Source organism: Rhizobium bangladeshense (assembly GCF_017357245.1).
Classification (GTDB): Bacteria; Pseudomonadota; Alphaproteobacteria; order Rhizobiales; family Rhizobiaceae; genus Rhizobium; species Rhizobium bangladeshense.
Window position 1 is genome coordinate 359,957 of record NZ_CP071614.1, and the last position, 23,012, is coordinate 382,968.

Annotated in this window: 24 protein-coding genes; 14 read left to right on the plus strand and 10 right to left on the minus strand. The window is 59.5% G+C overall.

The window, feature by feature from the left end:
* Window positions 1-280: 280 nt before the first annotated feature.
* The gene (locus J2J98_RS25585) at window positions 281-613 is read left to right on the plus strand and encodes a GYD domain-containing protein (protein WP_064695711.1); all 333 of its coding nucleotides are present in this window, start codon (window positions 281-283) and stop codon (window positions 611-613) included.
* Window positions 614-1,037: 424 nt separating this feature from the next.
* Here the strand turns inward: J2J98_RS25585 and J2J98_RS25590 are convergent, their stop codons facing one another.
* The gene (locus J2J98_RS25590; RefSeq protein WP_207601025.1) at window positions 1,038-2,411 is read right to left on the minus strand and encodes an ISNCY family transposase; all 1,374 of its coding nucleotides are present in this window, start codon (window positions 2,409-2,411) and stop codon (window positions 1,038-1,040) included.
* 179 nt (window positions 2,412-2,590) lie between these two features.
* Window positions 2,591-3,733, minus strand: coding sequence for a helix-turn-helix domain-containing protein (locus tag J2J98_RS25595; protein WP_207603601.1), 1,143 nt, complete (start codon window positions 3,731-3,733; stop codon window positions 2,591-2,593).
* 631 nt (window positions 3,734-4,364) lie between these two features.
* Here J2J98_RS25595 and J2J98_RS25600 point away from each other — a divergent pair.
* A complete protein-coding gene (locus tag J2J98_RS25600; protein WP_064710731.1) occupies window positions 4,365-4,565 on the plus strand; it encodes a hypothetical protein in 201 nt (66 codons plus the stop codon).
* Window positions 4,566-4,857: 292 nt separating this feature from the next.
* Here the strand turns inward: J2J98_RS25600 and J2J98_RS25605 are convergent, their stop codons facing one another.
* Entirely contained in the window at window positions 4,858-5,082 is a 225-nt protein-coding gene (locus J2J98_RS25605) for a hypothetical protein (protein WP_064695708.1), read from the minus strand.
* A 250-nt stretch (window positions 5,083-5,332) separates the two neighbouring features.
* On the minus strand, window positions 5,333-6,145 hold the full coding sequence (locus J2J98_RS25610) for a pirin family protein (RefSeq protein WP_207603602.1): 813 nt from the start codon (window positions 6,143-6,145) through the stop codon (window positions 5,333-5,335).
* Window positions 6,146-6,263: 118 nt separating this feature from the next.
* Between J2J98_RS25610 and J2J98_RS25615 the strand changes: the two genes are divergently transcribed.
* Both J2J98_RS25615 and J2J98_RS25620 read left to right on the plus strand, forming a co-directional pair.
* Window positions 6,264-6,749, plus strand: coding sequence for a DMT family transporter (locus J2J98_RS25615; protein ID WP_207603603.1), 486 nt, complete (start codon window positions 6,264-6,266; stop codon window positions 6,747-6,749).
* Window positions 6,746-7,186: a DMT family transporter gene (locus tag J2J98_RS25620; protein WP_207603604.1), complete on the plus strand. Its 441-nt coding sequence runs from the start codon at window positions 6,746-6,748 to the stop codon at window positions 7,184-7,186. The genes J2J98_RS25615 and J2J98_RS25620 overlap by 4 nt, the downstream gene beginning before the upstream one ends.
* A gap of 60 nt (window positions 7,187-7,246) precedes the next feature.
* Here the strand turns inward: J2J98_RS25620 and yghX are convergent, their stop codons facing one another.
* Window positions 7,247-8,134: a YghX family hydrolase gene (gene yghX / locus J2J98_RS25625; protein ID WP_207603605.1), complete on the minus strand. Its 888-nt coding sequence runs from the start codon at window positions 8,132-8,134 to the stop codon at window positions 7,247-7,249.
* A 309-nt stretch (window positions 8,135-8,443) separates the two neighbouring features.
* Between yghX and J2J98_RS25630 the strand changes: the two genes are divergently transcribed.
* The 7 genes from J2J98_RS25630 to J2J98_RS25660 all read left to right on the plus strand — a co-directional run bounded on the left by J2J98_RS25630 (window position 8,444) and on the right by J2J98_RS25660 (window position 16,264).
* Entirely contained in the window at window positions 8,444-9,601 is a 1,158-nt protein-coding gene (locus J2J98_RS25630; protein WP_138395604.1) for a Gfo/Idh/MocA family protein, read from the plus strand.
* Window positions 9,602-9,614: 13 nt separating this feature from the next.
* Window positions 9,615-10,499, plus strand: a complete 885-nt coding sequence (locus J2J98_RS25635) for a carbohydrate ABC transporter permease (RefSeq protein ID WP_064707453.1) — start codon at window positions 9,615-9,617, stop codon at window positions 10,497-10,499.
* Complete coding sequence (locus J2J98_RS25640; RefSeq protein ID WP_064707452.1) at window positions 10,496-11,353, plus strand: carbohydrate ABC transporter permease; 858 nt, start codon at window positions 10,496-10,498, stop codon at window positions 11,351-11,353. The genes J2J98_RS25635 and J2J98_RS25640 overlap by 4 nt, the downstream gene beginning before the upstream one ends.
* Before the next feature lie 73 nt (window positions 11,354-11,426).
* Window positions 11,427-12,632 (plus strand): ABC transporter substrate-binding protein, encoded by a 1,206-nt coding sequence (locus J2J98_RS25645; RefSeq protein ID WP_064713331.1) that lies wholly within the window; start codon window positions 11,427-11,429, stop codon window positions 12,630-12,632.
* Between the two features lie 94 nt (window positions 12,633-12,726).
* Window positions 12,727-13,860: an ABC transporter ATP-binding protein gene (locus tag J2J98_RS25650; RefSeq protein ID WP_064707450.1), complete on the plus strand. Its 1,134-nt coding sequence runs from the start codon at window positions 12,727-12,729 to the stop codon at window positions 13,858-13,860.
* 156 nt (window positions 13,861-14,016) lie between these two features.
* A complete protein-coding gene (locus J2J98_RS25655) occupies window positions 14,017-14,997 on the plus strand; it encodes an AraC family transcriptional regulator (protein ID WP_138395602.1) in 981 nt (326 codons plus the stop codon).
* A gap of 58 nt (window positions 14,998-15,055) precedes the next feature.
* The gene (locus J2J98_RS25660; protein ID WP_207603606.1) at window positions 15,056-16,264 is read left to right on the plus strand and encodes an MFS transporter; all 1,209 of its coding nucleotides are present in this window, start codon (window positions 15,056-15,058) and stop codon (window positions 16,262-16,264) included.
* Window positions 16,265-16,541: 277 nt separating this feature from the next.
* On the opposite strand, the gene J2J98_RS25665 is transcribed toward J2J98_RS25660, so the two are convergent.
* The 5 genes from J2J98_RS25665 to J2J98_RS25685 form a co-directional block, all read right to left on the minus strand.
* Window positions 16,542-17,045, minus strand: a complete 504-nt coding sequence (locus J2J98_RS25665; RefSeq protein ID WP_207603607.1) for an SRPBCC family protein — start codon at window positions 17,043-17,045, stop codon at window positions 16,542-16,544.
* The gene (locus tag J2J98_RS25670) at window positions 17,029-17,385 is read right to left on the minus strand and encodes an ArsR/SmtB family transcription factor (protein WP_207603779.1); all 357 of its coding nucleotides are present in this window, start codon (window positions 17,383-17,385) and stop codon (window positions 17,029-17,031) included. Before J2J98_RS25670 ends, J2J98_RS25665 begins: the two co-directional genes overlap by 17 nt.
* Before the next feature lie 342 nt (window positions 17,386-17,727).
* Window positions 17,728-18,828 carry a D-TA family PLP-dependent enzyme gene (locus tag J2J98_RS25675; RefSeq protein ID WP_207603608.1) on the minus strand — a complete coding sequence of 367 codons (1,101 nt, stop codon included), beginning with the start codon at window positions 18,826-18,828 and terminating at the stop codon, window positions 17,728-17,730.
* Window positions 18,829-20,304, minus strand: a complete 1,476-nt coding sequence (locus J2J98_RS25680; RefSeq protein WP_207603609.1) for a M81 family metallopeptidase — start codon at window positions 20,302-20,304, stop codon at window positions 18,829-18,831. It lies immediately after the preceding gene.
* Window positions 20,305-20,334: 30 nt separating this feature from the next.
* Entirely contained in the window at window positions 20,335-20,817 is a 483-nt protein-coding gene (locus J2J98_RS25685) for a hypothetical protein (protein WP_064707444.1), read from the minus strand.
* Window positions 20,818-20,928: 111 nt separating this feature from the next.
* Here J2J98_RS25685 and J2J98_RS25690 point away from each other — a divergent pair, with 111 nt between their 5' ends.
* The 3 genes from J2J98_RS25690 to J2J98_RS25700 are packed head-to-tail and all read left to right on the plus strand — an operon-like array spanning window position 20,929 to window position 23,003.
* The gene (locus J2J98_RS25690) at window positions 20,929-21,315 is read left to right on the plus strand and encodes a RidA family protein (protein ID WP_064695691.1); all 387 of its coding nucleotides are present in this window, start codon (window positions 20,929-20,931) and stop codon (window positions 21,313-21,315) included.
* 22 nt (window positions 21,316-21,337) lie between these two features.
* On the plus strand, window positions 21,338-22,201 hold the full coding sequence (locus J2J98_RS25695; protein WP_207603610.1) for a MurR/RpiR family transcriptional regulator: 864 nt from the start codon (window positions 21,338-21,340) through the stop codon (window positions 22,199-22,201).
* A gap of 25 nt (window positions 22,202-22,226) precedes the next feature.
* Window positions 22,227-23,003, plus strand: a complete 777-nt coding sequence (locus J2J98_RS25700; RefSeq protein ID WP_138395596.1) for an SDR family oxidoreductase — start codon at window positions 22,227-22,229, stop codon at window positions 23,001-23,003.
* The last annotated feature ends 9 nt before the right edge of the window (window positions 23,004-23,012 follow it).

Below are 23,012 nucleotides of genomic sequence, written 5' to 3' on the forward strand. Positions count from 1 at the left end.
AGCGACAGCCTTCACCCACAATATTCAACTGAACTTCAGGAGTAGAATCGTCGCCATCACGGCGCTCAGCACGATGAGAAAGCGGGCCAGGAACGATGTCAATGGTGCCGGGGAAGTGGCATCGGCGACGGAGGAGAGGGCGGCATTGAGCTTCTTGCACGACAGGGCGCCCTACGCCGGGGTTTACTCCGGTTTACCTAATCGCGGTGAACGCCTGGATGTGAGATACTGAATATGCGGCAGATCAGCCGATCTGCCCGATTGTTGAGGAGGATGTCCTATGCCACTGTTCATAATCACAGGGTGCTATTCAGCCGCGGCAGCGAAGGGAATGATCGCCGATCCATCGGACCGGGAAGCGGCGGCCCGTGCCATCATGGAAGCAGCAGGCGGGAAACAGCATTCTTTCTACGTCACGACCGGCGAAACCGACTGGATGGTAATCGCAGAATTCCCCGACGGTGTTGACCTGATCCCCGCGCTTCTTGTCGTCGGCGCATCGGGAGCAGTATCGAATATCAAAACCGTGCGAGCGTACACGGGTGCCGAATTCAAGGCCGCCCAAGAAAAGGCGGGCAAAATCGCATCTGCCTACAAAGCCCCGGCAAAATAAGCAGACCACTTGTTGAATTATCTTCGGCAGCGGATGTTCGATCCGTTGCCGGTTCGTTTCCGGCATCGCTGACAGGCGGAGAGGTCAGGCATTCGGGCAGGTGAGTGCGTAGATCCGAAACTGTGGGTGCACAGTCCAAGAGTGCGTGACCGAAGTCCAAAATTATCTGGCGATACTCAACTTCATCCTTGAACCCACCCGGCTTACATGTAAATGTGGCGGCTAGGTTGAAATGTCCGCTGTTGCGCAAAGTAGAAATGTCACTTTGGGGCGTCTTCAGCCATTTAGAAATGCGACACTCGACATCTCCACTTGCACTGAGGCAAGCCCCCGACCGGACCGGCTGGGCCGGGTTGCAAGGGAAGGAGGGGGCGGGTGAAGCACACCTCTTCGGCTTTAGCTTTGAGTCTCTTCAATCGACCATTCACTCCGCAGCATCAAGCCGCGACAGTGCCTTCTGGCGCCGCGCAAGGACCGCCGGATCGTTCATGAAATCCTTCCGCCGTCCCGGTCCGTGAGCACGTCGCACATAGCCGTTCTTCTCGCTGTTGGTCTTCACAGCCGGCTTCGACTGCTGCTCCTGGCGCTCCTTGATATAGGCCAGAACATCCCCCAATCGCTTGTTCTCGATAATCGCCGCATGCGTCACCCGCTGGTCCTTGTCGAAGGTCTTGTAGGGCAGGGAGTGCCCCTTCCAGCGCACATCCAGGCGGCCATCGGCATAGGCGTAGGTCTCAACATAGCGACCGGCCAGACCGCGCGTCACCTCAGTCTCCTCCAGCATGATCCGCTTGCGTTCAAACGAAAACGTCAGCTGCGATCCCACATAGCGCTGCTCGCGCTTGCACAGGATCTCTTGCAATCGATCCGGCGCCAGATTCATTGGCCGATGCAGGTCATCGCACCGGGCAGGGGCAATCGCAAACCGCGCATTGTAATCCGCCATGAAGCCAGGCAGAAACGCGTTGCCCGCCTCCATGGTGTCGATACCGGCCAGTCGCAGTTCCTTGACCAACCGATCCTGCAGCGTCCGGTTCATCCGCTCGACACGGCCTTTGGCCTGACTCGAATTTGCGCAAAGAATCTCGATATTTAGTTCCGAGAGTGCACGCCCGAACTGGGTCATGCCCTGGCCGCCTCTGGCGTCCTTCTTCGCCACCCGGAACACCGAATGCTTGTCGGAATAGAAGGCAACCGGAGCACCATGCGCCTTCAGATAGAGCGCCAATGCCTCGAAATAGCTGAAGGCGCTTTCCGAGCGGACAAAGCGCAACTGCATCAATCTGCCGGTCGCATCGTCGACGAACACCAGCAGCGAACACGGATCACCGCGGCCCTCAAACCAGCGGTGCTCGGAGCCGTCGATCTGCACCAGCTCGCCACAGGCTTCGCGCCGCAACCGCGGCTGATGAAACGTTCGGCGCTGCTTGCGCGACAGCCACAGCCCGGCATCAACCATCCAGCTGCGCAACGTCTCGCGCGACACACGCAATCCATCTCGCTCGGCAAGCTTCTCGGCCGCCAGCGTCGGGCCGAAGTCTGCATAGCCTTCGCGAACCAGCGTCACCGCGTAATCGCGCACACCATCACTGATCCGGTTGTTCGACGGCCGGCCGATCGCCTTGTGCCGGATCGACGCTGCGCCGTCAGTCTTGATCCGCTCCAGCAGACGACGCACCTGACGTGTGCTCAGATCAAGCACATGTGCCGCCGACACCAGCGTCATGCGGCCGGCAATCACCTTCGACAAAATCTCGATCCGCTGCACATCACGCTCGCTCATCGCTATCAGTCCCATCCGCAATCTCCCAGGTCATCAAAACCCGGGGAGAGTGACATTCTTACTTTGCAGAAACAGGACACTTTAACTTTGCGGCTACATGTAAAAAGCGGCGTAATCTGTCTTATGGAACTTGATGGCGCAAGGCAAAGCTGCTGGATAATTCCTTGAGATATACCGTTTGGGTGCCTTCCACATCAACGTGCGAGCGTTAGCCAATCACCGATCGTTGTCCCGACACGTCGCATGGAACGTGTTGCTGAGATGGCCGGGCGCTCGGTTGCTATGGTCTTTCGAACCTCCCGCGGGCTGAGCCCGAATTCATGGCTGAACGCACGCGTGAAATTGGCTGCAACATCGAAGCCGGCGGCCTCGGCAATCTCTGAGATCGACCTGTTGTCGGTCGGGTTAGTAATATCCGCATAGGCCTGCAGCAATCGGCGCTTGCGAATGTAGTTGAAGACGCCCCCGCTCGTTTCGAACAATTGGTAGAGCCGCGTCCGCGAGATGCCCAGCGCACGGCACATGACCTCTGGCGTTAAGCTATCCGAATGTAGATTGAGGTGAATATAGCGATGCGCCCGCTCCATCAGCCCCATATTGGTCTGTTCCTGACCGCGATCCAAACTGGTGGATGATGCAGCGCACGCAACGACCATATCGCCAATCGTCCGTATGATCCGCGGCACCTCTTCCACTGTCAAATTGCTCAGGTTCGCCTCCAGCCCGTTGATATAGCTGACGAGCAATTCAGCCAGGCTGCCGGAGAAGGCTATGTTGTTGGCGCTCTGCAGAAGACTCGCATCACGAGTCAACAGTTCATAGGGCAGGAAGACCAGCACAGCGGCTGAATCGGTCATCCGCCCGCGGTACGGAAAACCTAGAGACCTGAAAAATATTTCACCCGGCCCGGTCTCCGTTACATGCCGATTAGCCTCGGTCCAGGCCCGGCCGCTGCGCAGTACGCCGACGTTCCAGTGATCGATAGGACTCGATCGCAGCATGGCCTGGTCGCGAATATAGCTGCACGCCTGCGCGCGCTGCTGAACGATGAGGATATCGCCGAGATGCCAGCCGGTCTGTTCCGCAAGGAAACCGTCTCCCTCTGATTTGCCGTCCGGCAGATGAACATCCACAAGCGGCGCCACATGTGATCGCCAAGCCTGGAACTGTTCTTTGGGTGGCAGGTCGTGCGTCGAAAATCGCACGGGCACCAGCGCCGGTGGAATGTCCACCCGATGTTCTTTCTGGGGGGGCGGTTCGCGCGGCCAGCGCCGCCGCTCCAAGTGGGCCGGCCATTCCTGTCCCGCAGGGGGGTCATCTCCAGATTCTGTAACCATCCAATTCCTCCAGCGCATAAGCCATCCGGGCTGTTGAGACTGAAGCAAACAATGTTTTCGCGGGCTGAACCGCGCAGCCATCCGCCAGCGGAATTGGCTAAAGCTTTACGTGCATAAGCTACTTATCATATTCCTCTGCGAGCAGAAATGGACGGACCGATAATTTTCTGGATGCTGCGATAACGACAAGTGCGTTCCGTTCATATATCTAAATAAGCAATGGTTCATTCCGACAGAAAGTTCGGGAGTTCCAAATACTTAACTGCCGGTGCAATGTAGTGTCGAAGCGCCGAGAACACAAAACGACACTTGTTCAAAACAAAAGATGCAAACATGGGAGGATAGGTCGTGAACTATCGGAGAAGTAAATCGTGCGCGCCTTGCGCAAGCGTTGGATTGCAACAGGAATCATTCCGAGGGTGCGCCAGTAAAATCCTACGGTCCGTCGTGCAGACTGATGCGAGACGCTCCTGAGGCCGACATCGGCAAATAATGGCGCGCGAGGGGTTGCGCGCAGCCGAGGCCATACATGTCTATGCGTAATGGCTCGAGGTCTGTACGCAACCCTACAATATCCACTTATCGTCGAATTTCTTTACGCTGCCCTTTCAATGGCAGAACGGAGGCTAAGATGACTACCGTATGTGATGAGAACGTTATCCAATTGAAGCCGATTTCGAGCTGCAGACGAGAAGTCGAAGTCGCAATGGTGGAAATGCTCGTCAGTTTGCAGAAACGTGGATGGTCGGCCGCGGAATTGGCATTGACACTCGCAGACGCCTCGGAAGATCTCGTCATGCTGATCGCGACCAAAGAACTTCGGCCGCATTAGAGCCGTTCCTGGCAAGGTGAGAAGCGGTTTCCCGTCCCGAATTGCGGCGCTGAGTATGCAATAATCAGCTGGATCCGTCTATGCGACAGGGACGGATGGTCGCTCTTGAGGGATAGGAACACGAGCCGCGATAAGACTTGCGTACCATAATGTTGATTTACTGAAGGATCGCTCAAAATCCGGCGGCACGCTGAGCCTCAAAAGACTCTTCGATCCCGCCGGATATTGTGAGACCTCAGAGGAAAGAGACAAGCAGATCTGCCGCCATGGCAGTAGTGATCACCTTCTCGAACTATTGGCCAGATCGTTCGTCGAGGATGGACAGCGCGTCCTGCAGTCTGAGCGCCGCCAGCGCTTCCGTTGCCTCGTCCGGAGACCATCCTGCTTCAAGCGCTGCAGAAAGAACCAGCGATTCCGTTTGAAGTTCGAGCTTCTCATAAAGCGGCTCGATGGCCTCGCGCGCGGTGACAACGTGCTGATCGGGCGGAGTGATGGGCGTCGCAGCAACCGTAGGCATAATGCTCCTCCTTTTAAACACTAAGGTTCGAAACCCAATTGCCGGCATGCTTGTTCCGTTCACAACACATTTTTTGGCCGTATCACGGCTGACGGAAACTGTTCCGAGGCTCTGGACGATCGCAACTTCGCCTGTCCTCGGCATCTATGGGGCTTGCAGCGAAGATCTTCGCTGGATGTGAACGAACGGACAGGCTACCGCACAATTGCCGAAAGCGGAAGCGACTTGCGGTAATCATTGAGTGCCGCCGCTATGAAGAACGCCTCCACATCCAGCGAAATTTCCTCCATTTCAGAAAGGCACGTATGACGATGACCGGCGGTATCTTCCTGTGGTCGCCGACGGTCCCCTGCTTGGCGACCGGTGCGTTTGCATCGAGGAGAAACGCGATCAACGTGGCTGGATCCTTGGCCTCAAGGCCGAGCCTGTCATCCGACAGATGCAGTCCCTGCTCGCCTTCGGTAAAGCTCTGCCCATCAACGACGATTGAGCCACTGAAGACATAAAAGTAGAGATCTCTGCCCTGTTTCCGCGGGAATTCTGTCCGTGCGCCCGCCTCCAGCCGAATGTCGAATATGTCGACGGCGTTGCGGATATAATACGGCGCGCCCTCCCCTTCCGGGCCGACCAGATGCCGCCAGAAATTCGCCGTGGCCGCAGGGATTGAGCCGTATTGGATTTTCGGCTCCAGACCGATGGCGCGCGGGCGAACAAGGATCTGCAGCATGCGCAGCGGCGGATCGGAGGCGAGCGTTTCTTCGGAGTGCCAGAAGCCTGTTCCGGCATTCATCACCATCAGATGGTCGCGGTCGATGACCAGGCGGCCGGTGGCCTTGTCGTCGTGACGCATCACGCCTTCGGGCACCCAGGAAACGATCTCGTCGTTTCTGTGCTCATGCATCGCGATCAGCCGGCCAGGATCGAGAATGGATTCGACGACCATTGCGAGAGGGCCATGGCCGTGGTCAACCGGCCTGGGCTTCAGCCACCCGGGCATATTGATGTGCGCGACGAAACCTCCAGCATCCCGCACCACGAATGTTCGTTCGCCTTTGAGCAGCATCGCGTCCTCCATGCCTGCCAGGCTATGACGACACCACGTCTTCCTGAAGATGCCGATGAATGGCCTTAGTGGCAATTTGAAAACATCCGCCGCAATCGATTCGCTGACGGGATCTCCAATGACTATCGACGCCGCACGAAATCCGCATCCGATCTATTTTGCCGGCGCTTTTGCTACGGGTGGGCTCCTGACGTTCATGGTGCACCTGAATGGCGAGCTGGCACGTTATGGCAATCCGCTGTTCTCCTCTTGGACCGCTCACGGTACCGGCATCATTGCCGCCGTCATTCTTCTCCTGCTGATCCACCGGCGAGACACGCCAACGCGGGGCAACACCCCCAAGGCGCCCTTATGGGCCTATTTCGGCGGAATATCCGGTGCGGCAACGGTCATTCTAACCTCCACTGCGGTCAATTCACCGCTCGGGCTCTCCGGCACCCTGGCTCTGGGCCTGGCCGGTCAGGTTGTCTTCAGCGCCGCCGCCGATAGTTGGGGACTGTTCGGGCTGCCAAAGCGACGTCTCGATACACGGGACGTCGCGGCGCTCGGCTTGGTCGTGACGGGTGCGGCCCTGATTATCCTGTTCGGGCGAGGTGCGGCGTGACGGTCTTCGTTTTCCTCGCGAGCCTGGGCGGCGTGCTTGTCGGCCTCAGCCGCCAGCTCAATGGGCGTCTGAGCATCTCCACGACGCCGCTGATCGCATCCTTCTGGAATCACGCCGTAGGGTTCGCCGTACTCACCTGCCTCGGCCTCTTCATCGGGGGCCTGTTTCCCCAGCGCGCCGCCGAGGCGCCCTGGTATGCCTATCTAGGCGGTCCCATCGGCGTGATCTTCGTGGCCGTCGGCAGTTGGGCAATCGCGCGGATCGGTGCGGTCAACTCGGCTCTACTGATCAACGGCGGGCAGATGGTAACGGGGGTGGCGTTTGCTTACATCAGAGCCGTTCCGGCGTCGTTCTGGGCGAACGCCAGCGGAATTGTTCTCATCGTCGGCGGAATGATGGTCAGTCGAGGACGGCGCAAGGTCGACCGTTCGCAATAGCCGGGCGCGACATTTGCCAGTCGGCGGTGATGTCCCCCGCCGCTTCAAGCCGATGTATTCTCAAGCGAGATATTTGCTGAACCAGTCGACCGTTCGCTGCCAGGCGAGCTTGGCTGCCGCCTCGTCGTAGCGTGGCGTGGTGTCATTGTGAAAGCCGTGATTAACGTCGGGGTAGATATAGGCCTCGTAGGTTTTTCCTGCCGATTTCAGCGCGGCTTCATAGGCTGGCCAGCCTTCGTTGACGCCCTTGTCCAGCCCGGCATAGTGAAGAAGCAATGGCGCCTTGATCTTCGGCACGTCTTCGGCGCGCGGATGCCGGCCGTAGAAGGGCACCGCTGCGGCCAGTTCGGGATAAGCGACCGCCGCAGCGTTGGCGACGCCGCCGCCGTAGCAGAAGCCTGTGATGCCGACCTTGCCGGTGGTGAGATCACTCCTCATCAGGAACTCGACCGCCGCGAAGAAGTCGTTCATCAGCTTTTCCGGATCGACCTTCTGCTGGAGCTCCCGCCCCTTTTCGTCATTGCCGGGGTAACCGCCGACCGACGTCAGGCCATCCGGCGCCAGTGCGATGAAGCCCGCCTTCGCTACACGCCGCGCCACATCCTCGATATAGGGATTGAGGCCTCTATTCTCGTGAACGACGACCACGCCTGCGACCTTGCCGGCGGCCTTTGCGGGGCGCACGAGATAGCCGCGGACATCTCCGTTTCCGTTGGGAGAGGGATAGGTAATGTATTCGGCTGATATATTGGGATCGGTGGACTCGACCTGGGTGGCCAGCGCATAATCGGGGCTGAGCGACGCAAGAATGGCGGCTGCCGTGATGCCACCGACCGCAAATTTGGCGGCGCGGTCGAGAAACTCGCGCTTGGTGATTTTCCCATGCGCATAATAATCGTAAAGTTCGAGAAGTTCCTGCGGGAAATCCTTGGCTGTCATACGGGTCATAATTGCTCCTCCTTGCCTCGGCTTCTCACGGCATCCTACACACGAGGAATAGCGAGTCCTTTCAACCTTTCGCGAGCCCTTGCGTGATCAGCGGCGCAGGGCGCGTCCATCCGCCGTCCTTTGCCTGAAGGTGCGCCGTGTTCCATTTGCCGCAGCATTCGGCCTCTCTCTGCACAAAATCGACAGCCGCCTACCGATATATGAAAATCAATTTCATGCGCGTGCTTCGATGCCCGTTTTCTATTGACGCCTCCGGATTTTTGTCCCAACTTAAAGAAAATAAATTACTTAACTGGGAACATGATCGGCATGAAAGTAGGAATCATCGGGCTAGGATTCCGGCTGGGTTATCTCGGCTATGTCTTCAAGGCGATCGACAGCAGTTTTGACATTGTGGGCTATGTGGATCCGGAACCTGCCGGGCTCCCCGGATTGACGGAAAAGGGAATTTCGGTCGGCAAGGCCTACGCTTCGCCGGAAGAGCTTCTCGCCTCGGAAAAGCTCGATCTGCTGATGATCGGCTCCCCCAATCACCTGCATCTCGATCATATCCGGCTCGGGCTGCAAGCCGGTCTCAAGGTTTTCTGCGAAAAGCCGATCGTCACGACAATCGCGGAAAGTATCGAGCTTGCCCATCTGATGGCGAAATTCGGCCATCAGCGGCTGATGGTCGGTCTCGTGCTGCGTTATTCTCCTCTTTACAAGGATTTGCGCGCCATCCAGGCCGAGGGCAAACTCGGGCAGATCGTGTCGATCGAGGCTTCCGAACATATCGAGCCCTACCACGGCGCCTTTTTCATGCGCGACTGGCGCCGCTACGAGCGCTATTCCGGCAGCTTCATGCTGGAGAAATGCTGCCACGATCTCGACCTTTATAATGGCGTCGTCGGAGCGCGGCCCGAGCGCGTCGCCAGTTTCGGCGGACGCAAGAGCTTTACTCCCGCCAACGACCCGGCGCGTGAAGGCATCAACGATCTCGAGCTGTTCCATCGCAAGCCGAGCGGCTGGATGGGATCGGACAAGGTCTTCGACAGCGATGCCGACATTATCGACTATCAGGTGGCGATCGTCGAATATGCCAATGGCGTCGGCATGAACTTCCACACCAATTTGAACGTGCCCGACCAGTTCCGCCGCTTCGCCATCATGGGTTCACGCGGCATGGCCGAAGGCGATTTCGTTCGCGGCTATCTCAACGTCCACGAACAGCTGACCGGCCAAAAAGTGGTCGAGAACACATATGCCGCCACCGAACTCTCCCAGCATTACGGCGCCGACGAACAGATGGCGAGCGATCTGCTCGAAAGCGTCCGCACCGGGCTCGAGCTTCCCGTTTCCACCCTGAATGCGCTCGAAGCCGGCATTCTGGCGCTGGCGATGGACGAAGCGAGGATGAAGAAGACTGTCGTCGACCTGCGTCCCGTCTGGGATCGCTTCGACGAGGCCCTTCACGCTAAGGCAGCTTGAGGAGGGCGGCAGGATGGGTGTTCAGAGAAGCACGGTCATCTTCGCCTGGATCCTTCTCCTTCCGGCCGTTCTCTATGTTCTCGCAATCGTCGCCTATCCGCTGGTCGATACGTTCATACTCTCCTTCACCGATGCGTCGCTGAGGAAGACCACCAATTGGGTCGGCTGGGTCAATTACGACAAGATCTTCAATGAACGCTTTGCCGAGGTCATCATTCGGACCTTCGTCTGGACCTTCTTCTCCGTCGCCCTGAAAATGGTGATCGGCACGTTCGGCGCATGCATGCTGAATGCCGCCGTTCCTGGCCGCTCCCTGTTCCGGCTGTTGACCATGCCGCCATGGATCGTGCCGATGGCGATCGGCATCTTCATGTGGGGCTGGATGTATAACGGCCAGTTCGGGATGATATCGGGCCTTTTGCAGCGCTTCGGCCTCGTCGACGGCCCGGTCGCCTTCCTCGCCTATGGAAGTACGGCCTTCTGGGCGACGATCGTCACCGACGTGTGGATCGGCGTGCCGCTGGTGACGATCTATTTCCTGGCGGCGATCCAGTCCATTCCGAAGGATCTCTACGAAGCCGCCTGGACCGACGGCGCCGGCCGCTGGTACCGCTTCCGCCGCATAACCCTGCCGCTGATGGTGCCCGCCATCATCACCATGTCGATGCTATCGCTGATCGCCACCTTCAATTCCTTCGACATCATCTGGATACTGACGCAGGGCGGGCCGAGCGGCGAGACGACGACGATGATCATCGACACCTATCAGACGGCGATCGGTTCGAAGAAATATGGGGAAGGTGCTGCGCGCGCCGTGCTGATCTGCATCTTCCTGTCGCTCTTCTGCTTCGCCTATTTCCGCGTCACCCGCCGCCTCAACCCGGAGAAGCGCGCATGAGCAGCCCCGCCATGATCGACCGTTACCGCTGGTGGGAAATCATCCTGATCTATTGCGGCATCGCCGTTTTTCTCTTCTTCGTGCTGGCGCCCTTCTTAGAAGGTTTCCTGGTATCGCTGAAGCCGCTCAGCCAGCTCTTCTCCTCGCCCTACCGCTTCTGGCCGGAGAACGGCTCGTTCGAAGCCTACCGGACAATGTGGATCAGCGTGCCAGGTTTTGCCCGCTATATCTTCAATTCCTTCTTCATCTCGACCGTCGTCACGCTGATCGTGCTCTGCCTCGTCATTCCCGCGGCCTATGCTTTCGCGAAGTTCGAATTCAGGGGCATGGGCATTCTGCTCGGCGCCTTCCTGACGGTGAACATGTTTTCCGGCGCCGTGCTCTTGATTCCGCTCTTCCGCTTGATGCGCAGCATGGGCGTACTCAACACCTATCTCGCCATGATCGTGCCCGGCGTCGCCTTCCTGATCCCGTCGGCGATCTGGCTGCTGCGCACCTATATGATCCGCATTCCCCAGGAGCTCAACGAAGCAGCTTATATGGATGGCGCGAGCCATTTCTACACGCTTCGCCGCGTCATCCTGCCCATCGCGATGCCGGGAATTATCGTCGTCGCCATCACCACCTTCATCGGCGCCTACGCCCAGCAATTCATCTTCGCGCTGACCTTCAACTCGAAGACCGAATACATGCCCCTGCCGGTGGGGCTCTTTGCTTACTTCGGCAAGCAGGAGGTCATCTGGAACGAACTGATGGCGGCCTCCTTCGTCGGCATCGCTCCGGCCATGGTCGTCATCTTTTTCCTTCAGCGTTATCTCGTCGGCGGTCTGACCGCCGGTGCGGTGAAACAATAAGAGCAAAAACGAGTGAACAGCTAACAACCACAATGGGAGTCACGACGTGAGCATAACAATCAAGACAGGCCTTATGGCGCTCGCCCTGCTCGGTTCGACGGCACTGACCGCGGTCACTGCCCATGCGGCCGACAAGGAAATCAGCTGGATCTATTGCGGCGACACGATCGACCCGATCCACACCAAATACATCAAGCAGTGGGAAGAAAAGAACGCGGGCTGGAAGATCACGCCCGAAGTCGTCGGCTGGGCGCAGTGCCAGGACAAGGCAACGACGCTCGCCGCCGCCGGCACGCCTGTTGCCATGGCCTATGTCGGCTCGCGAACGCTGAAAGAATTCGCGCAGAACGACCTCATCGTTCCGGTACCGATGACGGAGGATGAAAAGAAGAGCTACTATCCGAACATCGTCGACACGGTGACCTTCGAAGGTAACCAGTGGGGCGTGCCGATCGCCTTCTCGACCAAGGCGCTCTACTGGAACAAGGACCTCTTCAAGCAGGCCGGCCTCGATCCCGAGAAGCCGCCGAAGACCTGGGCCGAAGAGATCGAGATGGCGAAGACGATCAAGGAAAAGACCGGGATTCCCGGCTTCGGTCTCGTCGCCAAGACCTTCGACAACACGATGCACCAGTTCATGCATTGGGTTTACACCAACAACGGCAAGGTGATCGATGCCGAAGGCAACGTCACGCTCGACAGCCCGCAGATTCTCGCCGCGCTGAAGGCCTACAAGGATATCGTCCCTTACTCCGAGGAAGGCCCGACGGCCTATGAACAGAACGAAGTCCGCGCCATCTTCCTCGACGGCAAGGTCGCGATGATTCAGGCCGGCTCGGGTGCGGCCGACCGTCTGAAGGCTACGAAGATCAGCTGGGGCATCACGACGCTGCCGCTCGGTCCCGACGCCAAGGGCCCCGGCACGCTGCTGATCACCGACAGCCTCGCGATCTTCAAGGGGTCGGGGGTCGAGGACAAGGCGACTGAGTTCGCCAAGTTCATCACCTCGCCGGAGGTTCAGTCGGAATACGAACTGCAGGGCGGCGCCGGCCTCACGCCGCTGCGTCCCTCTGCAAAGGTCGACGAATTCGTCGCCAAGGATCCCCACTGGAAGCCTTTGATCGAAGGCATCAGCTACGGCGGCCCGGAACCGCTCTTCACCGACTATAAGGGCTTCCAGAACTCGATGATCGAGATGATCCAGTCCGTCGTAACCGGCAAGGCCGAACCGGAAGCCGCGCTGAAGAAGGCTGCGGGCGAAATCGAGGCCTTCAAGTAAGCTAGCCTCAAACGCCGTGGGATCGCGGAGCGACAATCCGCGATCCCTCCCCTGACGATAAACGTGCGACGAAGGCCGCCGCGGAGACAGATTTTTGGGACAGCTTCTTCTCAACAAAGTCCAGAAGTTCTATGGCGACTACGAAGTTCTCAAGGGCGTGCAGCTCGAGGTAGGCAATGGCGAGTTTGTCGTTTTCGTCGGCCCGTCGGGCTGCGGCAAGTCCACGCTCCTGCGCATGATCGCCGGTCTCGACGCGACGACCGCGGGCGATATCGTCATCGACGGCGTCAGGGTCAACGACCTGCCGCCGGTCAAGCGCGGCATCGCCATGGTGTTCCAGTCCTACGCGCTCTACCCGCATATGACGGTTTTCGAGAACATCGCCTTCCCGCTTCGCGTCGAGAAGATGGAAGAGTCAAAGCTCAAGGCAAAGGTCGAAAACGCCGCCCGCATCCTGCATCTCGACCAGCGGCTGCAGCAGAAACCCGGCATGCTTTCGGGCGGCCAGCGCCAGCGCGTTGCGATCGGCCGCGCCATCGTGCGCGAACCGAAGATATTCCTGTTCGACGAGCCGCTTTCTAACCTCGACGCGGCGCTGCGTGCCGACATGCGCATCGAACTTGCCAAGCTGCACAGGGCCTTGAAGGCGACGATGATCTATGTGACGCACGACCAGGTCGAAGCCATGACGATGGCCGACCGCATCGTCGTGCTCGACGCCGGCAACATCTCCCAGACGGGCGCGCCGCTGGAGCTCTATCACAAACCGGCAAACCAATTCGTCGCCGGCTTCATCGGCAATCCGAAGATGAATTTCCTGCCGGTAACCTGCAAAGGCGTCAGCGCCAACGGCGTCGAAGTGGAGTATCAAGGCCAGACCGCCGTTCTGCCGGTGAGGCCGCGCGAGGGCATGGCCGGCAAGACCCTGACGCTCGGCATCCGGCCGGAGCATATTCAGCTGAACGGCGGCGATATCGTCTTTAGCGTGACGCCAACGGTCATCGAGCGCCTCGGTGCCAATACGGTCGCTTACGCCTCGCTCAACGGGGAGGCCGAGAATTTCTGCGCCATGCTGCCCGGCAGCGTCGGCATCCGTGCGGATGCGCCTGTTTCGACTGGCATCAATGCCGCCGATTGCCATCTCTTCGATGAGGCGGGCATTGCCTTCGAGCGGCGGGTGGAGCTGACCGAAATCGATATGAACGTGATCAACCCGACGGCGGCTTGAATCGACTGGCTCCGTGTGGGCGGTCATCCTACAATAAGTCCGTTCGGAAGTGAATTGACAGCCGCCGCAGAGCTGCATCCGCCGGATGACTTCAGAGCCGGCCACGACACAGATGCCATGCTTGCATGCCGGACGCCTGGCATATAAAATCGCACAATGGTTGATCGTTCATCCCAATCTTCGACGCCAATTCCCACGGACGCACTAAGCGAAGTTCTACAGGACTTTCGCCTGAGCGGTGTCAACTACGGCCGTTGTGAGCTACGCGATCCATGGAGCATCGCCTTTCCGCAGCAACAACTGCTTCGCTTTCATTTTGTCAGTGAAGGACCATGCTGGATCCATACTGAAGCCCAGGGATGGCAGGAGTTGCAAGACGGCGATCTGGTGTTGTTGCCACAGGGTGTCGAACACCGGTTGGCCAGCAAGCCTGATGTTATCGGGGACTCGCTTAAGAGCTGCCAGGTTACCAAGTTGGGAGGCAATGTCTGCGAAGTGGTGCAAGAAGGAACAGGAACGACGAGCACCCTGTTCTGCGGTTCCATGGCTTTGGGTGCGAACGCCCTCAACCCGTTGATCGCTCTGATGCCACCGATTATCAAGGGTTGTGATGTTGCTGGCAATGATCCGGTCGTCGGCCCCCTCCTCGCCGCCATGACGGCAGAGGCGTCGCAGCCCCAGATCGGCAGCGCCACGGTTTTGTCACGCATGGCCGACGTACTCGTCGCGCGGCTTATTCGCTGCTGGGTCAATTGCAGCGGAGCCTCGACCAGCGGCTGGCTCGCTGCGATCCGTGATCCCCATATCGGTCGAGCGCTGGCAGCAATGCACCGAGATCCCGGCCGCGACTGGACGCTGGAGACCCTTGCCGGCGTGGCAGGTCAATCGCGCTCGATCTTCGCGGAACGCTTCAGTGCCATCCTAGGGGAAGGCGCGGCACGGTATCTAGCCCGTCTGCGTATGCAGCTTGCACGAGAGTTGCTCGGTCAAAACATGTCCGTTGCGAAGGTCGCTTCTCAGTTGGGCTATGAATCTGAAGCCTCGTTCGCTCGCGCCTTTAAACGCATCACCAGCGTTTCACCTGGCGTTGTGCGCCGCACCATTCCCGGACGAACGGACATAGAATTCGGACTGTAGGGTACATATCATCCTGAAAGACTCCGCTATGAAGACTTCCAACCTTGGAGGTATTTCAATGACGGACACAACATCACAGCTAGACGGCACCGCGATTGACCTCGAGTCTACCGTTCCGAGTTCATGGAGCCCCACCACCTGGTTTGCCGTTATTTCAATGGCAGCTACAAGTTTTGCGCTTGTGTCAGCTGAATTCCTGCCGGCGGGCCTGTTGACGCCGATGGCGCGTGACCTTGGCATCAGCGAGGGAACCGCTGGTCAGGTTGTCACTGCAACCGCGTCTGTTGGCGCGGTCACGGCCTTATTGAGCAATGTCCTCATCGGCAAACTGAACCGGAAGACTGTCCTTGTTGGCCTAAGTGCCTTGGCTATCGGCTCCAATCTCGTGGCCGCCCTCGCGACGGATTTTTGGCTATTGTTATTGGGCCGAGCCGGACTGGGCATCGCGCTAAGTGGCTTCTGGGCACTTTCAGTTGCCGTGGTGGCGAGATTGGTCGGCGCCAATGCGACAGGCCGGGGCATGGCTATCGTCACTCTGGGCGTCTCTCTTGCCACAATAGCTGCACCATCCATGGGTGCTTTGATTAGCGATTGGCTTGGCTGGCGTGCCGCCACGGCCATGACCGCAGGTCTCGCAGTGATTGCGATGCTGCTGCAGATTCTCAGCTTGCCGACGCTACCCGCAAACGCAAGCAACAGTCTTTCTGACGTCTTCCGGCTGACCAAACGGCGCACCGTTCAACTTGGAATGCTCGCCATCCTCTTGCTGATGACGGGGCATTTTGCCGGCTCAGTCTACGTGCGACCCTTCCTCGAACAAGTAACCCTCCTTGGCACAGGGCCGATTGCCTTGGCGCTTCTCGGGTTTGGCATCGCCGCTGTGATTGGCAATGTCGCCGGAGGCCGACTGGCGGACGCCAATATCCGCTCGGCACTCGCTGTAACCGGCGCATTGATGGCGTTTGCGGCGCTTGCTCTCGTACTCTGGGGTGCATATAGCGGCATTGCGTTTGCCCTGGTTACAGTTTGGGGCTTCGCTTTTGGGATGGCTCCGGTGGTACTGCCTACCAACTTGTCTCGCGGCGCAGCGGATGCCTTGGAGGCTGCTGGCAGCCTGATGGTCGTTTCCTTCCAGGTAGCCATCAGCATCGGCGCGCTTTTCGGCGGCTACGTGGTCGATCACTACGGTGCGTCAGCGCCATTGACACTTACGGCCGTGTTGGCTTTATCGACCATCGTTCTGGCATTGCTGCAGCCCCGCAACTGACTCTTCGAGCTCCGCCACAATGAGCAGAAGAGGCGATGTCCAAAGTGCCCGGAGTGCCGGGTGAGGCTAATTCCGAGACGCAACGGTGCTTTCTCATTCCGGCGAGGAAGCACCGTCCGATCGGCGATGACCACGACGACAACAATCCTCAATGCATCTATGGAAGACCGGCGCTCACGACTAACATCGCCCGGGTGCGCCCCGCGCCGGCCGGAAAGGCCGGTCGGGCCACTTCCGAAGAACAGACGCATGCCCGAGGCGAGTTTCCCGACCCACGCTACTCGCCCATGCTGGAAATCAATTCGTCGAGTTGTTCCAGCTGCTCCGCCAATGCGGCCGCCGAGCCCTGCAATGCTTCCTCAAGCGCCTCCTTGGACGGATAGACTTCGTGGAAAACCACAAGTGTCCTCCCGCCTTGATCTTCGAAGGTCACAGTCGTGATCGCTCCCTCTTCGCCCTCGTCGTTGGTCCAGACGATGCGCTCGTTCGGCACCACCTCGAGATACCTGCCGTAAAAGGCCATCGTGTCTGAACCGCCGGCGCCGAATTCAAGCCGATATTTGCCGCCGGTACGGACGTCCATTTCGCACGATACGAGCGAAATGCCGGGTGCTGATTTTGGCACCCACCAGCGCCGGAACAGCTCGGGCTGGCTCCACGCCCTGTAAACCGTGCTCGGCGGCGCATCGACTGTCCGCGTCACGATGAGTTCGCGATCTCCTTTGCGCTCGACTGACGTTGAGGTCTGCGCCCCACCTCCACTGTTAACTTGCTGATTCATCTCTTCCCTCCTGTTTCATTTCGCTGATGATCTCATCCAATGCTTCGAAGCGGACCTCGAAGAGCTTGCGATGCGCCTCGATCCACTCGGCCTCCGCCTTGAGCCCGCGTTCTCCCAGCTTGCACGTTCTCACGCGTCCGACCTTCTGCGTAACGACGAGCCCCGCCCGCTCGAGAACCTGGACGTGCTTCTTCATGCCGGTCAGCGTCATCTGGAACTTATCGGCGAGACTGGTGATCGACGCGTCTCCTCGCCCGAGCTGATCAATGATCCCGCGGCGGGTCGCATCGGACAGTGCCGCGAACGAGAGATCGAGGGGAGGGTTGGAATACTGAACCATGTAGTTCAGTGTAATCTGCTCGCGCAGGAAGCGCAAGCGTCCCGAACTTTCCCTGCTGCAGGCAGGTCATTCGAGCTTATTGCACCGCGGCGGCGGCAGCAAAAATTGTCTGCTGCGACTTAAAAAGCGGACCTTCGAGCCGCTGATGAATGAATGTAAGCTGTCAGCGCCTGCTTCCCGAAAACGGTCCGCTCGCCAACGGCCCAAAGCGGACACTCGCCTGTACAGTCCAAGTCCCCGTTGGCGCGACATACCGCGCACAGGTCTTGCGATTCCAGCGACTGAACTCTGGTGACTCCGAGGCCTTCAGTGACCGAGGCTGTTCACCCTTAACCGGAACCCCTACCAGACGAGGCCGCGGGCCGCGACCTTCTCAACGCGCGTCACGATCCCACCCCGATGGAAAACCATCGTATCGAACAGGTTGGACACCACGCAGGTGTGGTTCGGGATGATGAAGAGCTTTTCGCCGATCTGCGGCCGGGGGCCGGTGCAGTTCGACAGATCGATCACGCCGTGTTCTTCCGACAGGCTGGTGATGCAGGCCTGGGGATAACCGACGATCAGGCCGTAGTCGCTGAAGCCCTGGAGATCCGAGGTCAGCGCCTTCGAGCCGGCATCGATGACGGCGCGGTCGGCGGTTGGCCGTGACACCACGGTCGCCAGCACATGCATGGCGCAATCGTCCTCGGTGCAATGGCCCATGCGCACCATCTGCCGGTCGTTGTAGATGTAGGTGCCGGCACGGTGTTCGGTGGCTGACCTGACGAGATGCGCCTCGAACAGGCTCGGCGTTCCGCCATTGCTGACGATCGGACAGCTTATGCCTTCCGATTGCAGGCGGCTCACCGTCTCGGCGATGAAGGCTTCGACGGCGGCGGCCGATTGCGGCTTCGGGTAGTTGACGATGCCGCCGAAGGTGAGGCCGTCGGCTGCGGCGATGCGCTTGGCGAGTGAGGCCGCCTCTTCCGGCGTCTGCACACCGCAGCGGCCGGCGCCGGTGTCGCATTCCACAAGCACGGTCAGCGGCTTATGGCCGGAAAAATGTGCGGCGAGCCCGTCGACCGTCACTTCGCTATCGGCGACGACTTTGAGGGCCGGTATTTTCTCGTTCAATCTCGCCAGGCGCTCGAGCTTCTGCTGTCCGAGGATATTGAAGGTAATCAGGATGTCGCCGAAACCTGCTTCGGCAAAGACCTCAGCTTCGGTGACCTTCTGGCAATTGATGCCCTTGGCGCCGGCCGCGACCTGGGCGACGGCGAGTGCCGGAATCTTGTGCGTCTTGATATGCGGTCGGAAGTTCAAACCGTGCTGATCCATATAGGATTGAACGCGGTGGATGTTCGCAGCCAGCCGGTCCTCGTCGATGACAGGGCGCGGCGTCGAGAGATCGGTGATCCTGTCGCCTGCCTTGGCGACGACGGCGAAGCTGGCATCATGCATTTAGGCGGCTCCGCGTTCTGTCCCATGTGGATCGGCCACGATCGGCCAGATGGTTTTCGGCGCCCGCCGGTACGGCGTCGTCGCTGGATTATTGGGATAAGGCGTTCCGGCGGAGCAGTAAAGGATTTCCGCCGCAATCCGAGAGAACGACGCGAAGAAGTGGTTGGTGGATTTGATCACCAGGATCTTCTGCTTCGTGGGATCGATGCCCATCACCGAAAACAGGCTGGGATCGAAGCTCTGGGCGCGCGTGGAATTGAGGATGATGTCGAGGTCGTCGAGCACGATATGGGCGGCATCGCCGAAGGGCGCCAGGCTCTCGCCGAACTGCATCTCGGCATTCCTAACCAGCTTCACGACCTTGACAGTGCCGTCGATGGGATTGCCGGTGCCGGGGGCTGATTTGGCGCCGAAGCGCAGGGGAATCTCCGCGCCCTCGCCCGCCGCAAAACAGATCTGCACGGCCATCGGATCCCAGATGGTGCCGATGGCGGCGCTGGTGACGCCGCGGGCCATGAGCTCTGCGAGAATAACAGTCGCATCTCCTGCCGTGCCGCCACCCGGATTGTCCCAGACGTCGGCGATGACGACGGGCCAGGCGGTCGCGGCCATTGCGCGGGCGACGGCTTCCTTCTCGTCGATCTGCGGGATCATGAAGGTGCCGCGCTTGGAAAACAGTTCAAGGCCGAGTTCCCGCGCCAGCGCCGCGCCTTTTTCCGGCCTGTTGTCGGTGACGACAAGCAGCTTCGTTCCCATTTCGGGAACGTCGCCGACCATGAAACCGTGGATCACTGAGATCGACAGGATCTCTGGGTCATCCTTCTCGATCTGCATGATCTTGTCGACGAAGGAGCGCATGGGTTCGCGCGATGTCGGGAAGACATCGATCATGCGGCAGTCGAACACCGACATGACTGGCTTGACCCGGCCTTCCAGCGTTTCTACAGCGATGCTCCAGAGGTCCTCCGCGCGATCGACGAAGTCGGTGTGCGGAAACTCCTTGAAATAGATGGCGAAATCGAGTGCTTCGACGCGCTTCGCGGTCAAATGGCTATGCGGATCGAGTTCGGCTGAGATGAGCACGTCAGGTCCGACGATCTCGCGCATGCGCTGGAGAAGATCGCCTTCCGTATCCTCATATCCGGCCGCCACCATGGCGCCGTGCAGGCCCATGACGACCGCATCGACCGGCAATGCCGCGTGGAGCTGGCCGAGGATTTCGTCACGCAGTCCTTCGTAGGTCGTCCGGTTGACGAGGCCGGCGGGGTCGGCCCAGGTGGCGGTCCCCTCGATCAGTTCCCAGCCCTTTTCCTTGGCGACGCGCCTTCCGACGGTGATCGGCGCGGTGCAGAGCGTCGGCGTTTCGGGATGCTGGCCGGGCGGGGCATAGAGCGAGGCTTCGAATGCGCGACGATCCACGCAGATCGGGGAGAAGGAGTTGGTCTCGGTCGCCAGTGCTGCCGTGAATATGCGCAAGAAAGTGGCCTTCGTGTTGTCGGCCCCGCTTTACCCCATCGGGTTCGGCAGGTAGCCGGTGAAACCTGAGATCTTCCAGCGTCCTTCGTGAAGCCGGCAATAATAAAGCGTCTGCCATTGCAGGATGTCGCGGGTGCCGTCGGACTTGGTGATGCCGCCGTCGAATTTCTTGCGCACCAGCGCCATGTCGCCTTCGATCTCGATATCTTCGAGCGTCGTCGTGGTGAAGATCGCCGTGCGCGGATCTTCGGCGAAACTTTGTCCGGCGAAATCCTGCGCCTGCCTCAGCCACTCGTCGCGGTAGGCTTTGAGCGTCGGGAAAGCGAGCCGCCATTTGTCGGGGTTGGTCTCCTTGCGGCCGTCGATACCGATGAAGCCTTCTTCCACGAAGTCATTTTCCACCATCGACCAGTCGGCGGTCAGAAAGGCATCGATATCGCGCGGAACGAGCATTTCCCAGATCGCGTGCCGGGCGCTGTCGGAAGGGAAAGGACTCTCGAAAGGATCGCGCATATCAGCCCCGGATTGAAATTCTTTTCATAATCGGCGTTTTTCACTGGTCAAATTCTGCTTTCTATGGTCATTTGTCAACTTATCAAGAAAATAATTTGCAAGGATTTGGGAATGCCTATCAAGCGCTATGGCACTGTGCAAACCGGCGCCGGCGGCAAGGCGCTGCCTTTCGCGCGCGCTGTCGAAGCTGACGGATGGCTCTATGTTTCCGGGCAGGTGGCGATGGAAGATGGCGAGATCATCGACGGCAACATCATCGCCCAGACCCACAAGACGATCGCCAATGTTCTGGCGATCCTCGAAGAGGCCGGATACGGCGTCGAGGACGTCGTGCGCGTCGGCGTCTGGCTCGACGACCCGCGCGACTTCTGGACCTTCAACAAGATCTATCAGGAGTATTTCGGCGAGCATCCGCCGGCGCGCGCCTGTGTGCAATCGTCGATGATGGTCGATTGCAAGGTTGAGATCGACTGCGTGGCCTATAAGAAGAAGGATTGATGGCGCCATCGGGGGGACGGGTTTGGATATTTTTTCGACATTGCAGGAAGACAAAGGCCGGCTCTCCCCCTCCGAAAGCCGCATCGCGGAGATCATCGTCAACGACTTCGAATTCGCCGTCAACGCCTCGATCATCGAACTCGCGGAACGGGCCGAGGTCTCGCCGCCGACCGTCACTCGCTTTTGCCGCCGGCTGGGTTGCGAAAGCTTTTCCGACTTCAAGGTCCAGCTCGCCCGCACCGCCCATATCGGCGTTCGCTATCTGAAGCCGGAATCGAAGAGTACCGATCCGGCCGATGTCGCCCAGGATATCATCACCAAGGCGCAGAACGCGCTCTTCCTCCTGCATCGATCCCTCGATCTTGCCGCGATCGAAGCTGCCGTTTCCCATATCGCCAAGGCCGACATGATCTACGCCTTCGGCTCGGGCGGCAATTCGTCGATGATCGCCGACGAGCTGCAGAATCGCCTCTTCCGTCTCGGACTTCGTATCACGGCGAGTTCAGACCACAGCATGCAGCTGATGATGGCAGCCGCCGCCAAACCGGGCGACGTGCTGATCGGTTCGTCCTTCTCCGGGCGTAATATGGAGCTGGTGCGGGCCTTCGAGCTTGCCCGCGACACCAGGGTGAAGACGATCGCTTTGACGCAGACGGACAGCCCCGTCGCCAAGGCAGCCGAGATCGTCGTGGCGATCGATCTTCCCGAAGGCAACAATATCTACCGTCCGACCTCGACGCGCATCGCCTACATCGCGATGGTCGACATCCTGTCGAGCCTGGTGGCCTACGCCGTTCAGCCGAAGGCGACGGTGACGCTGCGGCGCATCAAGCAGCAGCTTGTCCTTCACCGCGACGGCGATGACCGGCAGTTGCTTGGAGACTGAAGCATATGAACAGGAGCGACAATAAATGACCCAATCGATCGCCATCGTGACGGGCGCTGCAGGCGACATCGGCGCGGCGATTGCCGCGCGGCTCGCCGATGATCATGATGTCGTTCTGCTTGCCGACATCGACGCGGCTGCCGCAGCCGCCGTGGCTTCGAAGCTCGGCCCGGCGGACCGTTTCGTGGCCTTCGGATGCGACGTGACCAGTGAGATGAGCATTGCCGAACTGGCAGAACGCGCTGCCGGCAGCGGCCTCGTTCGAACCCTCGTCAACAATGCCGGCGCCGCTCGCGCCACCAGCCTGCACGATACGACGCCCGAGATCTGGCGGGCCGACAATGCGCTCAATCTCGAGGCGGCATTCTTATGTTTTCGCGCCTTCGAACCGATGCTGAAGACGTCCAAGGGTTCCGTCGTCAACATCGCCTCGGTCAACGGCATGAATGTCTTTGGACATCCCGCCTATAGCGCCGCCAAGGCCGGTCTCTTGCATTTCACCCGATTGGTCGCCGTGGAATACGGCAAGTTCGGCATCCGCTCCAATGCGGTTGCGCCCGGCACGGTGAAGACGCAGGCCTGGGAGGCGCGCGCCGCGGCCAACCCCAATGTGTTCGAGGAAGCGCGCCGCTGGTATCCGCTGCAGCGCGTCGTCGATCCCCTGGATGTCGCCTATGCCGTGGCCTTCCTTGCCGGCCCTCTGGCAGCAGCCATCTCAGGCGTTTGCCTGCCCGTCGATTGTGGCCTGACGGCCGGCCAAGCCGAACTGGCCCGGACCTTCTCGCAATCGGAGCATTATTGACATTCAGGG